We start from the raw sequence: 16,949 nt of genomic DNA, 5'->3' as shown, positions 1-16,949 counted from the left end.
TTCCAGCTATATAGCTCCTTAATAGATTTAGAGATAAAGTATGAAAATGATATAATATTGATAGAAGGGGTATTATTCATGAAATGTAAAAAATATTCTGATGAATTCAAACAGCAAATAATTAAAGAATGTCGATTGGTTGGTAATATTGCATTGGTTGTACGTCGCCATTAAATTTCAAAGCAAACTGTATATAGCTGGATTAAATCCCGTCCTCAAAAAGGTTCTATAAAATCTCTTCCAAAGGACAAAAAAACATTATCTAGAAGTTTTAAAAAAGATTTTAAAAAACTTCTTGCTGAGAAAGAATTAGAACTGGCAATTCTTAGGGACCTTAGAGATAAAGTAAACCCTCAATAGCCGACAAAGTCGCCATAGCAAAGAAATGGATAGAACCTGGATATAAGACTAGCCTAGTTTTAGGCTTTGTCGGCTTATCTTCATCTACATATTTATGAGAACATAGCAAGAAAATCAAAAGAACAGGCTGGTATTAGAAAACCTTCAGGAAGACTATGATCTTCAAATTAATCACAAAAAGGTTTATAGGCTATGTAAAGAGTTGAATATCTTGAGAGAAAATTAAACAGAGGCATCCTCGTCGGTTAGCAAACACCAAATCAACTATGGGAAATGGATATATTTATGGAACTGATCAATTTTTCCTTCAACTATTACTAATGGAAGTTTTCGACCGTTCAATAATAGATTATCATTGTAAAGCAAAAGATGCATGTAGAGTTTTAAAAAATGCGTTAAGAAAAAAGGTGTATAGTAAAAGGAATGGACATGCCAAAAGTAAGGACAGATAACGGTCCTCAGTTTATTTCGCATGAATTTAATAGCTTATGTAAGGAATTAGGTATAGAACATGAAAGAATTCCTGTATTATACTGGGAGAAAAAGGCATTGAAGTGTCCGAAATATGCCTCCGGCAAAATTTTATGAAGTATTTAAAAGTAATTCTATGAAAATGGAATCTTTTATAGCATAATCTCCAATATTAAAGGGCTAGCTCAGTTTTAGGTGTAAGAATTAATCAGAAAATATTAGATGATATAAGAATATATTAAAAAAAGGTGGAAAAGTCAAGATTATATTGGAAGTAGAAGATAAAGGAAGTAAAGATTTATACTTTTAAAACAATAATTTTAATAACTTTTAGCAAAATTTAACTTAATTAAATATATGGTCACGTCAAATAAGACATGAAGTTTCCTAGAAAATGGAAGTAGGTAGTAGTTTAAGACCATTCTACTAATGAGGAGGTATTTTAAATGAAGTTAAAGAGAGTGAAGAAAGAGTTGTTAATTATTGTTTCTATTGTTTTTGTACTGATACTTTCTTCATGTATAGTAATAGGAAATGTAACGGATGAAATAAGCAATATTATTTATCTCTTTTCGGAGTCTCTAAAAAATTCTGATTCTAAAACTTTTAAACAGTTAGTAAGTACTTCTGGAATAGATATAATTCGAAATTTTGTGAGTGGGGGTTTTGGAACACGAGGCAGAAATATTTGGCGTTACTACTCCATTGATTCGATTCCATCAAATCTAAAATTTCCAATAGAAGGAGAAGTTCCCGTTGATCTTAGTAAACTTTTTCAAGGTACTATTGAAAATAAAAACAATAAAATTCCTATAATAACTTTAAAAAACATTCAGTTTAATTTTCAGAATGATGATCTTACAACTTCTCAGATTATTGATATTTGTCGAAAAATTCGTTCTGGTGAGAATGAAAATGATTCTAGTCCAAGAATTTATCTTTTGGGAGATAAAGAACTAGTTTTAACAGAATCTGAAATTATAAGTGGTTTACCAATTGGTTCATGGGCAGTTTTTGAAAGGACAGGTAAAAGTTATTCATTGCGAGCAATTATTGATCTTCGCTAATAAATTTTATTTGAACACTGTGTTTTTGAGTGGGCTGGTTCCTAATATTGGGGATTATGCAATGAAAGATTTAACTTTCACAGAATTACTCATTAATGCTTCATAAAATTTAGATGAAGGAGACATATTTCCTATACTCGAGCTCTTTCATGATTCAATTTTTTGAGGTAGATCCAACATACGGTAAAGCATATTCAGGTTTAGCTATCGGTTATGAAGGGGAAAAAGTGGTTGAAATTTATAAAAAAGGAATTAAAAATGATCCAGGGGAGGTCGAGAATTATCTAGATCTTCTACATTGGTATGAACAAAATAATTATGATTTATCAACTATTTCTTATGAAGAGCTTCAGAAATTAATCCCTTTAGAAAATGCAACCGGAGAAGTATTAGCTCGGATTGGTAATTTTTTGTATGCATTTGTTAATAATGAAGATACTGCAATGATTGTTCATGAAAAGGCTTTAGAAAAAGATGATACTCTTTCTCTGTCGTATCGAGATTTAGGAGAGATTTATAAGCGAAAGGGATTATATAAAAAGGCAGAAATTAGTTATAAGAATGCAATTAGATATGATAATAGAGCTGAAAATTATAATGGTCTGGCACATTTATACTATATTTTAGGGGAGTATGAGAAAACAATAGAGACTCTGCTAGAGTGTATATATTATGATGAGATTGATGGGTATCTGATGGCTATGGCATATTATAAACTAGGTGATTATGAGAATGCTTTAAATTGGTTGAAGCAATATGATTCAAGTGATGAAGAAGCAAATGAACTCCGAAAAATAATAGAAAGAAAATTGAGTGAACAGGATAAGAATTAATTATAGAGGGGTCTCTCTTTCATTTGATGTTGAAGGAGAGACTCATTTATATACTATTTGCTGATGGAACAGAGATAAGGTATAGAAAGGTATAGATATGATGCATTAGAAAAGGGAATAAAAAGAGAAGAGAGTTACCGAGATATATCGAATCAATTAAAATGGGATAGCAAAATCCATTAAGATTTGAAGATCCATTGGGGTATGATATCGACGTTTCTGTTACAGATCCGATAGAGCCAGTAGTAGGAATTCCTGAAGATCCAGAAGCAGGAATACGGGATATGTTGGATGATTTAGATGAACTGATTAATGAAAGTGGAAAGATATATGGCTTTGGATCTCAGGGAGAAGAGGTAAAAGAAATTCAGACGATACTTAATGAGGGGTTTGGAAAGGATGTCAAAGTAGATGGCATATATGGTCAGGAGACTAAGATGGCAGTAGAGGAAGTCCAGGCTGAATTAGGAGTTACAGTAGATGGTATTGTTGGCCAGGAGACTTTAGAAGCAATGAGGATGAAGTTGAATCTAGAGTCAAAAGAAGATCAGAATAAAGTGAAATATGTAAATAATTCAGAGTTAGATTTAATTCCAGAAATTAATGTAGGATTAAAAGATGAACAAGTTATTGATTCAAGAATTCACGATTACGATAGCCAATCGTATAAAGTAAGTAAATATGAAAAAGAAACCATATTTTCTTGGGCCAAAGTTGAGTATGAATCATCTTATTCATATTCTTCTGGAAAAAATCCTAATGTAGAAATACAAAAAAATGTTGATGAAAGTGTTACAATTGCATATCAAAATAAATATATAAAATTAGATAATGATGGAAATATAGAACTTAATATACCAGGATTAAAAAATACTAGTGCTATTTCTCAAACTATTGTATTTAAAAATAAAGAAAAAGTAATCGGTGTTAAGCAACAAGCAAAAAAGAAAGTTGGGGATGTTGGAGTAATTGTAGAAAATACAGCATATGTACCAGTTCTAAGCCCTGAGGATGAATGGGTTTTATTTGGAGAGTCGAGTATAACAATAGAAATAGGTGGTGTTAAAGCTAATAAAACTGCAAAAGTTTATTTGAGAAGAGATGCAGCAGATAAATTAAAATATATTCAAGAAATTTCAGTAAACGCCATGGCAAGTCAAGTAGATAGTGGTTTTATTCCAGTAGGATCATCGCAAGGTGAAGTCATTGGGTATCCATTACAAGAAGGAAGTGAATTTTTTGGTCAACCACTATTACAAGGAGTTAATAGTCAAACGGTACCTCAAGGAGCCGTGGTTCCTGGAATAAGAGGACCTGTTAGTGGGAGATTAGAACCTGTATATGGTACGTATTAAAGGAGGAGATAAAAGATGAAATTTATATGGAAGTATAAGAAAATGATAATACTGTTGTTAATAATATTAATTTATATTGGGTATCGTTTAACTTTAAATCCAGAGGAACGATATGAAAGGTATGTTGAAAAAGCTCATAAGTCACTTATGGCCATGAATATTTCTGGTGTAATACGTAATCTAAAAGAAGCTGTTAAATATAAGCCGGATAGTTATGAAGCTCTTCATGACTTAGGTTTTTGGTTGGAGTATAAGGGAAAATATGATGAGGCAAGGAAATACTTTGAGCAATTGATCAAATATCATGGAAATGAAAAATTACCTGGTGTAGCAAATGCTTACTATTATTTGGGTAAAATGGCATTAAAGGAAGATAATAAAGAACGAGCCAAATTATATTTTGAGAAGGTTATAGATATAGATCCTACGTATGGTAAAGCATATGCCAGTTTAGCTCTTTGTTATGAAGGAGAAAAAAGGGTGGAAATCTATAAAAAGGGAATCAAATCAGATCCCAATGAAGCTTCTAATTATATACAACTCTGCTTATTTTATTCTGATAAATATGACTTATCAGTCATTTCATTTGAAGAACTTAAGAAATTAATTCCATTGGAAAATGCAACTGGTGAAGTTTTATCGCGTATTGGTAATTTACTTTATGCATTTTCTGGAAATATTGATACTGCAATGATTGTTCATGAAAAGGCTTTAGAAAAAGATGATACTCTTTCTTTATCGTATGGAGATTTAGGAGGTATTTATAAGCGAAAGGGATTATATAAAAAGGCAGAAATTAGTTATAAGAATGCAATTAGATATGATAATAGAGCTGAAAATTATAATGGTCTGGCACATTTATACTATATTTTAGGGGAGTATGAGAAAACAATAGAGACTTTGCTAGAGTGTATATATTATGATAAGATTGATAGGTATCTGATGACTATGGCATATTATAAACTAGGTGATTATGAGAATGCTTTATATTGGCTGAAGCAATATGATTCAAGTGATGAAGAAGTAATTGAACTCCGAAAAATAATAGAAGGAAAATTGAGTGAACAAAATAAGAATTAATTATAGATGGGTCTCTCTTGTTTTTGGTAATATAAAAATCCTGCATTTGGCCGTATTTTTATTCATCAAATGTGATTCAAATTACAGCTTGACATGGAGCCTCTAAGGGTATGATTTAAGACAAATGCGGGCAGAAGTTAATTTGCCAGGCTATTTAGCCTATCATACCCTTTTCTCCATGTAAAGCTGTAATTTGAATATTTTTTGTATAATTACTTGGCCAAATGCTCCATTTTTACTTTGCCAGAGACATCTCTCTTTCATTTGATATTGAAGGAGAGATCCATTTATAGGAAGAATTATATGATAAGCTCAATCGTCTGCATATACAGGTTATCTATGATTAGCTAAAATTGGTCTGTAACTGGTAAAGAAATAGATGCTTCACATTTTACAGTAGATACAATATATTCGAGAACACCGATTCCTGATGAATGGGCTGCTTGCATTGGTGATTAGCGATTTTCAAGGAATTGAACCAAAAGATAAGCAAGATTATGTTTTACAAGCAATTGGTAGTGTTCAAGAAAAAATAATATGATTTTACTGCAAAAAGCTATTTTTCTAAAGCTCGATTTTATTCGAAATAACACTCCCTGACCCAAAGGGCCCAGCTCATCACAGTCTGTGATGAGACCTTATTTCTACTAAAATCTCACTAAGATGATTTAACGAAAAATTTCTATGTCGCTTAAAATTAGCTTTTTGCAGTTTAACCATGTATTGAAAATTTGAGGAGAGGAATTAATGACTGGAAATAATAGGAGGGGTAAGATGAGATTTATAAGAGAATATAAAATAATATTCTTGATATTATTTATAATATTTTACATTATTTTTATAAGCTATCGATTGACTTTTAAATCAGAAATACCAAAAGAAGAGTATCAAGAGCATGTGGAAGAAGCTTATTATTCTTTGCAAAGACGTGATTATTCAGCTTTTATCAGTGCATTAAAAAAGACTGTTTCCTCTAAACCAGATGATTACAACAGTACTTCAGCATTAGCACATTTATTATATCAGTACGGAGATTATGAGGGCGCCAGGAAATATTTTCAACAAATACTTCAATATCATGGTCATTTAAAGACACGGGGTATAGCGGAAACCTATTATTATTTAGGTATGATAGCAGTAAAAGAAAACAATAAAACTAAAGCAATTAAATATTTTGAGAAAGCTATAGAGATTGAACCAGAATATGGGGAAGCATATGCTGGTTTGGCTTTATGTCATGAAGGTGAGACGAAAATTGAGATATATAGAAAAGGAATTGAAAATGCCTCATGGGATGTTGAGAATTATATAGGTTTGCTAACTTATTATAAAGATAATGGATATGATTTATCAACGATTTCCTTTGAAGAGCTTCAGGATTTAATTCCACTGGAAGGGGCAAATAGTCTGGTTTTATCAAAAATTGGTCATATTTTTTATGAGTACTCGAATAAGGATGTTGCGATGATTATCCATGAAAAAGCATTAGAAAAAAATGAAACTCTTGAGATGTCACATCGAGAATTGGGAAGTATTTATGAAGAAAAAGGGTTATATGAAAAGGCCGAAAAAAGTTATAAGCAAGCTATTGAGTATGACCAGGAAGTTTTAAACTTTATTAATCTTGCCAGATTATATTATAAACTTGGGAAATATAAGGAAACAGTGGAAACACTTCGTGAGTGTATTTATTATGAAGATTTTGACTCAAATAATGAGGGAATTTATTTATTAGCCAGGGCTTACTATAAATTGGGGGATTATGAAAATGCTTTATATTGGTTAAAACGGTGTGATGCAGATAATGATGATATAGTTGAGTTTCGCAAAAGATTACAACAAAAGATAAAAGAACAAGAAGAATGACCATTTAACTGTAAACAGAGCGAGTAAGAGTTCCTGATTTGAACAAAATATTTCAAATTTTGGGGAGCTGAGAGATGAAAGTTATAAAGAAATATAAGAAAATAATAATAATAATACTGTTGTTAATAATATTAATTTATATCGGATATCGTTTAACTTTAAATCCAGAGGAACAATATAAAAAGTACGTTGAAAGAGCGCATAAGTCACTTATGGCCATGAATATTTCTGGTGTAATACGTAATCTAAAAAAAGCTGTTAAATATAAGCCGGATAGTTATGAAGCTCTTCATGACTTAGGTTTTTGGTTGGAGTATAAGGGAAAATATGATGAGGCAAGGAAATACTTTGAGCAATTGATCAAATATCATGGAAATGAAAAATTACCTGGTGTAGCAAATGCTTACTATTATTTGGGTAAAATGGCATTAAAGGAAAATAATAAAGAGCAAGCCAAATTATATTTTGAGAATGTTATAGATATAGATCCCACGTATGGTAAAGCATATGCCAGTTTAGCTCTTTGTTATGAAGGAGAAAGAAGGGTGGAAATCTATAAAAAGGGAATTAAATCAGATCCCAATGAAGCTTCTAATTATATACAACTCTGCTTATTTTATTCTGATAAATATGACTTATCAGTCATTTCATTTGAAGAACTTAAGAAATTAATTCCATTGGAAAATGCAACTGGTGAAGTTTTATCGCGTATTGGTAATTTACTTTATGCATTTTCTGGAAATATTGATACTGCAATGATTGTTCATGAAAAGGCTTTAGAAAAAGATGATACTCTTTCTCTGTCGTATCGAGATTTAGGAGAGATTTATAAGCGAAAGGGATTATATAAAAAAGCAGAAATTAGTTATAAGAATGCAATTAGATATGATAATAGAGCTGAAAATTATAATGGTCTGGCACATTTATACTATATTTTAGGGGAGTATGAGAAAACAATAGAGACTCTGCTAGAGTGTATATATTATGATGAGATTGATGGGTATCTGATGGCTATGGCATATTATAAACTAGGTGATTATGAGAATGCTTTAAATTGGTTGAAGCAATATGATTCAAGTGATAAAGAAGTAATTGAACTCCGAAAAATAATAGAAAGAAAATTGAGTGAACAGGATAAGAATTAATTATAGAGGGGTCTCTCTTTCATTTAATATTGAAGGAGAGACCCAATTTGTGTAGATATTTAGTTTGATAAGTTAGGGAATCGGATACAGAAGATTTCTCCTGAAGAAACAGTTACCTATAAGTATGATTATGAGAATAGATTGAGCCAGGTACTATTTGATGATGGAACAGAGGTTAAGTATAACTATGATGCTTTAGGGAGGAGAGTAAAGAGAGAGGAGAGTTACTGGCATACATCGAATCAATTAAGATGAGAGAAGACGATGTATATTTATGATGGTAATAGACTTTTGGCAGAATATGATCAGCATGGTGGAGGTATTCAATCATTAGCAGAGTATTTTTCTGGTAATTAGTCCTTTAAAACCTCCTTTCATAAACTGACCTATCCAGGGTGAAAGATCGGAGAAATCTACAAAATAATATTTCTATTTTTCTGGTATAAATTTGCTTCTTTTTGCCATAAAAATTTTGGTAGGGATTTAGGATTTAATTTACAGATAAATTCTATCTGAAAGGCTGTAAACTAGTGATTTTAATTGTAAAACTTTTGTAACAAATTTTCGATAAATTAAGAACAAATGGGTTTACAATTTGAAAAGGAGGGTTATTTGTGAAAAAAATTTTTATTATAATCCTAATTTTTACTCTAAGCGCCATCTGTTTAGCTGATGATAAGCAGGTAGTGGATTTTCAAAAAGGCCTTAAACTTGCTTTTCAAAACAATATTGATTTAAAAATTGCTCAACTAAATTTGACCAATAGTCAGATTGCATGGGAGAAAAATAAATTATCGGCCAATGCTGACACCCGTTTTCAGCAATTAAAGTTAACCTTAGATTTAGCAAAAAATAAACAAAATTATCGACAGGCGCGTTTTGATACTATTTATAGTATTTTAAATGATTTTATCAGTTTTACCAGCCTTTTAAGGACCGTGGAAGTTAATGAATTGCAACTTAAGATTAAAGAGTTAGAACTTGAACGGATTAATGAGTTATATGAGAAAGGAAGTGCTACCAGTCTGGAATTGATGAATGCCCGGGTTGCTCTGGAAGAACAGAGATTAAATTTACATATAAAAAGAGAAGATTTGACTGAAATTATTGATAACTTAAAGTTTAAAACAGGAGTTAAGGGTGAGGTAATGTTTATAGAATTTACTCCTACAGTTCTTCCATTAGAGATAGAGTTTGAGGAGGCTCTGGAGAAAGCTACAAATACCAGTTTTGAAATTAAAGAAAAAGAGATTAATTATCAATTGGCCTGTCTTGAATTGGAAAAAGCTAAATTGGAAAACAAACCGGAATTGGAAATTAAAGAACTTAACAATAATAAAGAAATTGCCAGTCTTTCCTTAGTCAAGGCTAAGAATAATTTAAAGGAAAAAATTAAGGATCAATTTCAGGCATTAAGTCAGGCTTTAAAAACTATTGAAGTTAAGGAGAATGAATTTGCCATTGCAAAAGAGAGTTACGAACAGACAAAACGGGGATATGAAAAGGGATTTTATACAGAAAGTCAATTTTTACAAAGTAAAGTTTCACTTCTTAATTCAGAGAATGCCGTTTTTAATGCTAAGGCAGACTATTTTTTAAAGACCATTCAATTTTATCAAATGATAGGTGAAGATGAACTGATCGAAGATAAACTGATTGGGGTGACTCCAATTGAAGAAGTTTCTTTTGATTAGTATTTGTTTTTTAATGACATTATTAACTGCCTCTCCTTCGTATGCTGTAGAATATACTCTTGAAGAACTTTTAGAGATAGCCCAAAAGGAATCAACACCTGTAAGTTCAATACTTAAAGAGATTGATAACTTAAAACTTGATTTAGAAATCTTAAAAAGTAACTATAACCCCAAATTCTTTTTAAATGGTCAGTCTCAGGTTTTTAATCTTGAACCAGGCAGTGATGGGGTGAATTACTCCAATAATGGGAATTTAAGTGCTTCAATTAAATTTCCCATTGGTCTTGAAGTTTTAACCAATGGAAGTGTTAGTGGTATTTTTAAAGAAAAACAGGATTATAATTATTCTTTAACCCTTAAATATCCTATTTATCCGGGGTTGAAAACTGATTCCACTTTACTTCAGATTGAGGGTAAGAAACAAAGTTTAAGCAAGGCTCAATGGACTCTCAAAGAAAAAGAATTGGAAGCATATATACAGGTATGGAAAAAGTTTTACCTGACTTTGATTACAAAAGAAAAACTACAATTGGCTAAAGAGACTTTAGAACAGGTTACTGAGGATTTAAATCTTTATAAGAGACTTTACTTAAGAGGGGATATAACCCAGAGGGACTTACTTACAAAGGAGATTGAGTATAAATCTGCTTTGATCAGTTGGGAACAGAACAATCAGCAATACTTGAGTAGCTTGAAAGACCTTTTGAATTTTGTTGGTATAGAATTGAATGGATTAACAGATAAAGAACTTGAAAAGATTAATCTTAAGGGGACTTTAGACAGGATTCGGGAGATTAAATTGGTTCCTTTTGACAAATTAAAGTCAGTAGAAGAAATGAAAGAAGAGGCTATTAAAAATAATGTTTCTTATAATGAGGCCAGGTTAAAACTTTTGGATGCTGAAGAAGAACTTAAACGTTTATACTATACCAGAGGTCCAAAAGTTGATTCCCAGTTTGAATATAAGTTAGTTTCGGGCCAGAATGTTGGTAAATCCCAGTGGACATTCACTGTAAATCTCAGCTATCAATTGGGAGATGGAGGGAAGTTGGCCCTTGAGATAGAAAAGCAGACAAGATTAATTGATGATTTGAAATCATCCCTTACTGATGCTGAGTTTGTAATTATTGATGAATTGCAGAATAGATTGACCAATATAAAAATTGCTTATCTGGATTATCAGAAGGCTCAATTGGAATATGAGAAAGCGCTTTTAGACCAAAATTTAAAGAAGGAGCAATATAACAAAGGGATGATTACAGAAAGTCAACTTGTAAGTGGTGAGAGATTGCTTAAAAACAAAGAATTGGATTATCTGCAAAAGAAGATTGAATATCAGGTAAATTATTGGGAGTTAAATAAATTTGTCTATTTGGAAATTAAACCGGATGGGGTGGTTGAATGAAAAAGTTTATTATTATTCTTTTGGTTTTGATTCTGGTATTTGGGGGAGGATATTATCTTTATCACAAAAGAGTTGCAAAGTTGAATACTGTGAAAGCTACTCAAACTTTGCCTGAAAATCTTTATACAGTGAAAAAAGGTTCACTTATAAAAACTATAACTTCAAATGGCTTTATTGAACCTGTCCAAAAGAAAGATTTATGTTTTTTTACTTCAGGGCGGATAAAAGAGATAAATATGATCAAAGGCCAGCGGGTAGAAAAGGGACAGCTTTTGGCTGTATTGGATAATCTTTCAGAAAAACTGGCCCTTATCAGAGCTAAAAATAAGTATGAAGAGGCAAAAATAAATTCAACATCAAAAGTAGTAGAAGAAAAGCTTCTTGAATATAAAATCGCGGAAAGAAATTATCAAAATACATTTTTATATGCTCCTTTTTCCGGGCTGATAACAGAAGTGGAAGTAGAAATTGATGATCAGGTCAATGCTTCAAAACCGGTAGCTCAGATTATTGATGATTCGAGTTTTATTGTTGAACTTAATATTGATGAAGTAGATCTGGATTTAATTGAATTAGGTCAACGGGTTTTAATAACTTTAGATGCTTTTCCAGAGATGAAACTTACAGGTAAAGTAACTGAGATTGGCCTTACTGCTCTTAATCAGGGTGGGGTTGTGGTGGTTCCCATTAAGGTACGGATCTCTGAGGTAAATAAAAGAATTAAACCCGGTTTAAGTGTTTCGGCTGAGATTATAGTGGGGCAGGCTAAAGATCAGTTGATTATTCCCATTACTTCCGTTATTCAGAAAAAAGATGGTGCTTATGTGTTAAAAAAAGTTGGTGACAAATTTAAACCAACCAGAGTTATTACTGGAATTTCCAATGATGTTATGATTTCTGTTCTTGATGGTTTGAAAGAAGGGGATCAAATTATAATCAACAATTATGAAGCAATTCAAGAAATTAGAGAAAAAATGTCAATACGTAATCCTTTTAATAACAGGCCTCCAAATGTCTTTAGAGGTATAAGAGGTGGAAGATAATGATTGAACTTAGGGATGTGAAAAAAATCTATAACATGGGCCAGATAACTGTAGAAGCTTTGCGGGGTGTTACTCTAAGCATCGAAAAAGGTGAATTTGTTGCCATTATGGGTCCGTCGGGCTCGGGTAAATCTACCATGATGAATATTATTGGCTGCCTTGATCGCCCTACCACAGGAACCTACCATCTGGATGGCATAAATGTGGCTCAATTATCAGATAACCAGTTGGCTAATTTAAGAAACAAAAAGATAGGATTTGTCTTTCAACAATTTCACCTCTTGCCCAGAAATAATCTTTTGCAAAATGTTGAACTTCCTCTAATCTATGCTGGAGTTGGTTTTAAAGAGCGGCGCAGGCGGGCAAAAGAGGTTCTTAAAATGGTAGGATTGGAGAATCGGATGTATCATCGACCTAATGAGATTTCTGGGGGGCAAAAGCAGAGGGCTGCTATTGCCAGAGCATTGGTAAATCGCCCCTCTCTCCTCTTAGCTGATGAACCTACCGGAAACTTAGACAGTAAAACCGGGGCTATGATTATGGATTTACTGGTTCAATTGCATCAAATGGGGAATACCATAGTCCTTGTCACACATGATCCTGAGGTTGCTGAATATGCTGAAAGGATAATCCATCTCCGTGACGGACTAATTACCAGCGATGTTAAAAAATAGATTTGCGGATGGGCAAGGAGTGATAGAGGTGATAATTCTAGAGATTGTCAGAGAGGCTTTAAAAAGTTTGATGAATAACCGTCTCAGATCTTTTTTATCCATATTGGGGATTATTATAGGAGTGGCAGCAGTTATTGCAGTAATTTCTATCAGTAGTGGAGCTGAGAAAAATATTCTCGATCGATTGAATAAACTGGGAACAAACTTGATTGTTATAACTCCAGGTGTTTCTAAGGGTAGTGGAGGAAAATTGAGTCAAGAGGTAACCGAAGTCTTTACTTTTGAAATGTCTGATCAGATTCAATTTTTATGTCCAGCGGTTAAGAATACAGCTCCATTTATCGATGGTCAAGGTTTGATTATTTATAATAATATCAACTTATGGGCCAGAACAAGAGCTACTACTGATGCATTTTTTGATATGGTTAATTTAAAGCTAACCAGAGGACGGTTTTTTTCAGACTCAGATTTAAAGGAGAGTCGGATGGTAGCTATTCTGGGATCTAAAATTGCAGAAGATTTATTTGCTGATAAGAACCCCATTGGTCAACGAATTGAAATCAATCGTGGTAAATTTAATTTTAGTCTGGTAGTAATTGGCGTGCTGGAAGAGAAGGGCCAGGTTATGTTTACTAATTATGACACCATGATTTTTATTCCAATTACTACATGGATGAACAGACTCCAGCGAGTTAAATTTGTAAACGGGTTTGTTGCTCAGGCTATTTCCAGAGAAGAAGCTTCAAATGCTGTTGCCCAGATTGAATATCTTCTCTATCAGAAATTAAAAGATTTAGAAAAATTTAAAGTGACCAGTCAGACGGAAATGTTATCCATGGCGTCAGACTATACCCGTACATTCAAAATTCTATTGGGAGGTATAGCAAGTATCGCCCTTTTAGTAGGTGGAATAGGAATAATGAATATAACACTGGTTTCTGTTACTGAAAGAACCAGAGAAATTGGTATCAGAAAAGCTTTGGGAGCTAAAAGGCGGGTTATTTTGCTTCAATTTTTAATTGAATCCTGTACTATAAGTGTTTTTGGTGGATTGCTGGGTATAGGAGTGGGTATCATAGGTGCTATCTTTATTTCCCGGATAGGTGGCTGGCCGTTTTTGGTTACCCCAGGTTTTCTTCTGATTTCCATGGCTTTTTCAACCCTTATCGGACTCTTTTTTGGTATTTATCCTGCCAGTAGAGCAGCAAAGCTGGATCCAGTTGAAGCTCTTAGTTATGAATAGGAAATGATAAAAATATGATTTTACTTTCGCTCCATTAAAAATTTTTCGAACCATCTAGATTTGATTTCAGGGTAATCCATGGGTCTTCGCCCCATGGATTGATTTATTATCAGATATTGTGATGAGGCTATTTTTTGATGGTTAAACGAAAAATTTATATAGTGTTCAAAATTAGCTTTTTGTAGTTTAATCAAATAACATAGCGAAAGCGAACCAGAGTTGGTTTTTCAGATGGGTAACTTCTTAAGGTGTATATATTTCAAGAAAGTGGTTATTAACCAAATCAATTTAAAAAATATATCTTTTACAAAGGAAATATATTTATTTATGTCGAATTAATTTTTCGAATAATTTTTACTATAAAAAGGTCAATTTTTAGTTTTAGAAGAAATTTTGCAGTTTAATCATTTAAGAGGATATTAGGTAGTGGTTGGGACTCATAACTTGCAAATCTCTCCATTCTGGGTGTAGTAAGTTTAGGGGTGGTCAACTATTGCCTATTAATCCAGAGGGAGGGATTTCTTTTTTAAGGAAAATCTCGACCCTGCAAGGAAAAGTCAAGCTTTTATCTCTCTAAAAAAGGGAAAATTTGACGAAAAATTAAGATTAAAGGTAGGTATTAGTTATGAGGAAATTTTCATGTATAGCTTTAAAAATTTTTTCAATTTATCTTTTTATTCGGGTTATTATGTATATTTATATGTCGACAGGATTATTTATAGCTTTAATAGAGCAACCAGATATGTATTCTATACCGGAAATTTTATTTTCTTTGGTGCCAGTTGTTATTTATTTACTATTTTCATCTGTTTTATGGTTTTACTCAGAACAAATTTCAAAATTTATCGTAAAAGAAGATAACGAAATTGCTTTTAATTCCAGTTTTGATTTTGACAAATTTCAACAAATATCATTTTCAATTGTAGGTGTAGTTTTCTTAATAATCGGTATATCAGGTATGGCTAAGTATGGAATTAAAATGTTAATTATATATCATCATGGATTATATAGAGGTGCTTATATAGATTTGATTCCTGAAATAATAGTTTTTTTCATTAAAACAGTATTTGGTATTTGGTTGCTAATTGGTTCAAAAGGCATTGTTTGTAGTTTGAAAAAAGCATTTTCTGGTATTGAAAATAATTCTAATGAGTAGTCTCAAAACAGTGTAATAGGGCGTTTACGCTTTTATTGGGCTAATAAAATAAATGACCATAAATATTAATGTCTGTTGTTCTATGGGACATGCCCTCTGGTGCAAAACTTATAGGAGGTTATGTAAGTATGTGAAAAACAAGTTTTGTGTTAGGTCTAATGGTACGGGCACGTCGGAAACACCCAGAACATTATACAACATAGGACACCTAATGGGGGTTATTAAATGAGAGTTAATTATTCATACATAGAAGAATTCTTTAAAATATTGAGTGGTCAAGCTGCTATTAAAGACATTCAGCATAATACTGCGTTTAAGATAATTTCTGCTCATGCAAATAAGTTCGAGAATGATTTTAGTCTACATAAGTTAGAGAAAGTAATCAATAAAAAGAGTGAAGAAATATTTGGTTTTAAGGATTTTTTCAAAAACAGAGGTGCGATACTTAATCTTATTAATTTAATGAAAAAGAAAGAAGGGAAATGGTTAAAAGAAGTTCAAGAGAGTATTAGATGTTTGTTTCCCAAAACAGAGTTTAAAGATATAACTATTTATCCTGTGATTGGCTATGATATCGGGATTGGAATAAACAAGGCTGTTTGTATTAACGTGAATACTGAAATATTCCTAAATAACTTTAAAGAATTAATTTCTACTACTATTCATGAAACAGCTCATGTTATGTATGAAAAATATCACGGGCCAATAAGAGGGCTTAACGAGATTGGCTCATTTTATAGTATGAAGGAATTTTTAGATTACTACATACATTATGAAGGAACTGGAGTTTTTGCTGCTGAAGAATTTAGGATAAAGAATAGACTTCCTAATAGTGGCACCCCAATACAAGAAGACTATCTTTTATCGAGTAATAAGGATATGATATTTAAGTTGCTTAATGAATATAGATCTTTAGTTGATGATTTAAAACATAATAAAGTACATAGTATTTATGAGTTTTTAGAAAGAGGATTTGGAAGATCAAGACTTACACATCGACTAGGTTTTGCTATATTTGATGCAATTAATAGGAAATATGGCATAGAGGAGATACAAAAAGCGATAGCATTACCGAGTGAAAAGTTTATGAAAAAATATTTGAGCATTCTTGAGCTGGAAAGGGCCTGAGTTTTGTCCTACGTTGTATAATAGGTTGTTTCCGTAACGGTCTAACTTATATAGCTTCCTAATGAATTTGGAGAAATAGTGTTTAAGTAATATAATGGTTAAACTGCAAAAAGCTAATTTTTCGCTTCTTGAGAAATTTTTCGAATCATCTAAAGCTCGATTTCCGCCGAAATAAAGCTTCCTAATCAAAGGGCCCTCCTGGCCCTTAGAACTAGCTCATCACTTCCTGTGATGAGGCCTTATTTCCTCGAAAATCTCGCTAAGATAATTTGGCGAAAAATTTCTATGTTACTCACAAAATTAGCTTTTTGCAGTAATGCCTAATATCGAAATGCTGGAAAACAAGCTAAAACAAAGTTTAATTTTCATTGTCTGTTGGTGATGCGAAGCATCAATGTGAAACCCTCATTGCGATGAAGTTACGATGGT

General features: G+C 32.2%; 13 protein-coding genes and 1 pseudogene. All 14 read left to right on the top strand.

Features of this window, described 5'->3' with window-relative positions:
* Positions 1–78: 78 nt before the first annotated feature.
* Positions 79–888, top strand: a pseudogene (locus BBF96_RS16940) (DDE-type integrase/transposase/recombinase); the annotation flags it as partial.
* Between the two features lie 389 nt (positions 889–1,277).
* Positions 1,278–1,898, top strand: coding sequence for a hypothetical protein (locus BBF96_RS12315; RefSeq protein WP_127017440.1), 621 nt, complete (start codon positions 1,278–1,280; stop codon positions 1,896–1,898).
* 149 nt (positions 1,899–2,047) lie between these two features.
* Positions 2,048–2,731, top strand: coding sequence for a tetratricopeptide repeat protein (locus BBF96_RS12310; protein WP_164731049.1), 684 nt, complete (start codon positions 2,048–2,050; stop codon positions 2,729–2,731).
* A gap of 197 nt (positions 2,732–2,928) precedes the next feature.
* Positions 2,929–4,086, top strand: coding sequence for a peptidoglycan-binding domain-containing protein (locus BBF96_RS12305; RefSeq protein ID WP_127017438.1), 1,158 nt, complete (start codon positions 2,929–2,931; stop codon positions 4,084–4,086).
* A gap of 15 nt (positions 4,087–4,101) precedes the next feature.
* On the top strand, positions 4,102–5,166 hold the full coding sequence (locus tag BBF96_RS12300) for a tetratricopeptide repeat protein (RefSeq protein ID WP_127017437.1): 1,065 nt from the start codon (positions 4,102–4,104) through the stop codon (positions 5,164–5,166).
* 774 nt (positions 5,167–5,940) lie between these two features.
* Positions 5,941–7,032: a tetratricopeptide repeat protein gene (locus BBF96_RS12295; protein ID WP_164731048.1), complete on the top strand. Its 1,092-nt coding sequence runs from the start codon at positions 5,941–5,943 to the stop codon at positions 7,030–7,032.
* 74 nt (positions 7,033–7,106) lie between these two features.
* Positions 7,107–8,177, top strand: a complete 1,071-nt coding sequence (locus BBF96_RS12290) for a tetratricopeptide repeat protein (RefSeq protein ID WP_127017435.1) — start codon at positions 7,107–7,109, stop codon at positions 8,175–8,177.
* 614 nt (positions 8,178–8,791) lie between these two features.
* Positions 8,792–9,871: a TolC family protein gene (locus BBF96_RS12280; RefSeq protein WP_127017433.1), complete on the top strand. Its 1,080-nt coding sequence runs from the start codon at positions 8,792–8,794 to the stop codon at positions 9,869–9,871.
* The gene (locus tag BBF96_RS12275; protein ID WP_127017432.1) at positions 9,849–11,276 is read left to right on the top strand and encodes a TolC family protein; all 1,428 of its coding nucleotides are present in this window, start codon (positions 9,849–9,851) and stop codon (positions 11,274–11,276) included. The genes BBF96_RS12280 and BBF96_RS12275 overlap by 23 nt, the downstream gene beginning before the upstream one ends.
* Positions 11,273–12,319: an efflux RND transporter periplasmic adaptor subunit gene (locus BBF96_RS12270; protein ID WP_127017431.1), complete on the top strand. Its 1,047-nt coding sequence runs from the start codon at positions 11,273–11,275 to the stop codon at positions 12,317–12,319. Before BBF96_RS12275 ends, BBF96_RS12270 begins: the two co-directional genes overlap by 4 nt.
* Positions 12,316–12,993: an ABC transporter ATP-binding protein gene (locus BBF96_RS12265; protein WP_418655022.1), complete on the top strand. Its 678-nt coding sequence runs from the start codon at positions 12,316–12,318 to the stop codon at positions 12,991–12,993. Before BBF96_RS12270 ends, BBF96_RS12265 begins: the two co-directional genes overlap by 4 nt.
* A gap of 28 nt (positions 12,994–13,021) precedes the next feature.
* Positions 13,022–14,236, top strand: coding sequence for an ABC transporter permease (locus BBF96_RS12260; protein ID WP_164731047.1), 1,215 nt, complete (start codon positions 13,022–13,024; stop codon positions 14,234–14,236).
* Between the two features lie 625 nt (positions 14,237–14,861).
* Positions 14,862–15,392, top strand: a complete 531-nt coding sequence (locus BBF96_RS12255) for a hypothetical protein (RefSeq protein ID WP_127017428.1) — start codon at positions 14,862–14,864, stop codon at positions 15,390–15,392.
* Positions 15,393–15,617: 225 nt separating this feature from the next.
* Positions 15,618–16,520, top strand: a complete 903-nt coding sequence (locus BBF96_RS12250) for a DUF5700 domain-containing putative Zn-dependent protease (protein WP_127017427.1) — start codon at positions 15,618–15,620, stop codon at positions 16,518–16,520.
* Positions 16,521–16,949 lie beyond the last annotated feature (429 nt).

The sequence above is a fragment of the Anoxybacter fermentans genome (genome assembly GCF_003991135.1).
GTDB lineage: Bacteria > Bacillota > Halanaerobiia > DY22613 > DY22613 > Anoxybacter > Anoxybacter fermentans.
The sequence above is the reverse complement of the archived record's forward strand: the minus strand, read 5'-3'. Positions and strand labels throughout refer to the sequence as shown.

Excerpts from the sequence above, each read along its gene's own strand:
- BBF96_RS12250 (WP_127017427.1), top strand. The coding sequence starts at position 15,618 with ATGAGAGTTAATTATTCATACATAGAAGAATTCTTTAAAATATTGAGT.
- BBF96_RS12270 (WP_127017431.1), top strand. The coding sequence starts at position 11,273 with ATGAAAAAGTTTATTATTATTCTTTTGGTTTTGATTCTGGTATTTGGG.
- BBF96_RS12295 (WP_164731048.1), top strand. The coding sequence starts at position 5,941 with ATGAGATTTATAAGAGAATATAAAATAATATTCTTGATATTATTTATA.
- BBF96_RS12310 (WP_164731049.1), top strand. The coding sequence starts at position 2,048 with ATGATTCAATTTTTTGAGGTAGATCCAACATACGGTAAAGCATATTCA.
- BBF96_RS12290 (WP_127017435.1), top strand. The coding sequence starts at position 7,107 with ATGAAAGTTATAAAGAAATATAAGAAAATAATAATAATAATACTGTTG.
- BBF96_RS12300 (WP_127017437.1), top strand. The coding sequence starts at position 4,102 with ATGAAATTTATATGGAAGTATAAGAAAATGATAATACTGTTGTTAATA.
- BBF96_RS12255 (WP_127017428.1), top strand. The coding sequence starts at position 14,862 with ATGAGGAAATTTTCATGTATAGCTTTAAAAATTTTTTCAATTTATCTT.
- BBF96_RS12315 (WP_127017440.1), top strand. The coding sequence starts at position 1,278 with ATGAAGTTAAAGAGAGTGAAGAAAGAGTTGTTAATTATTGTTTCTATT.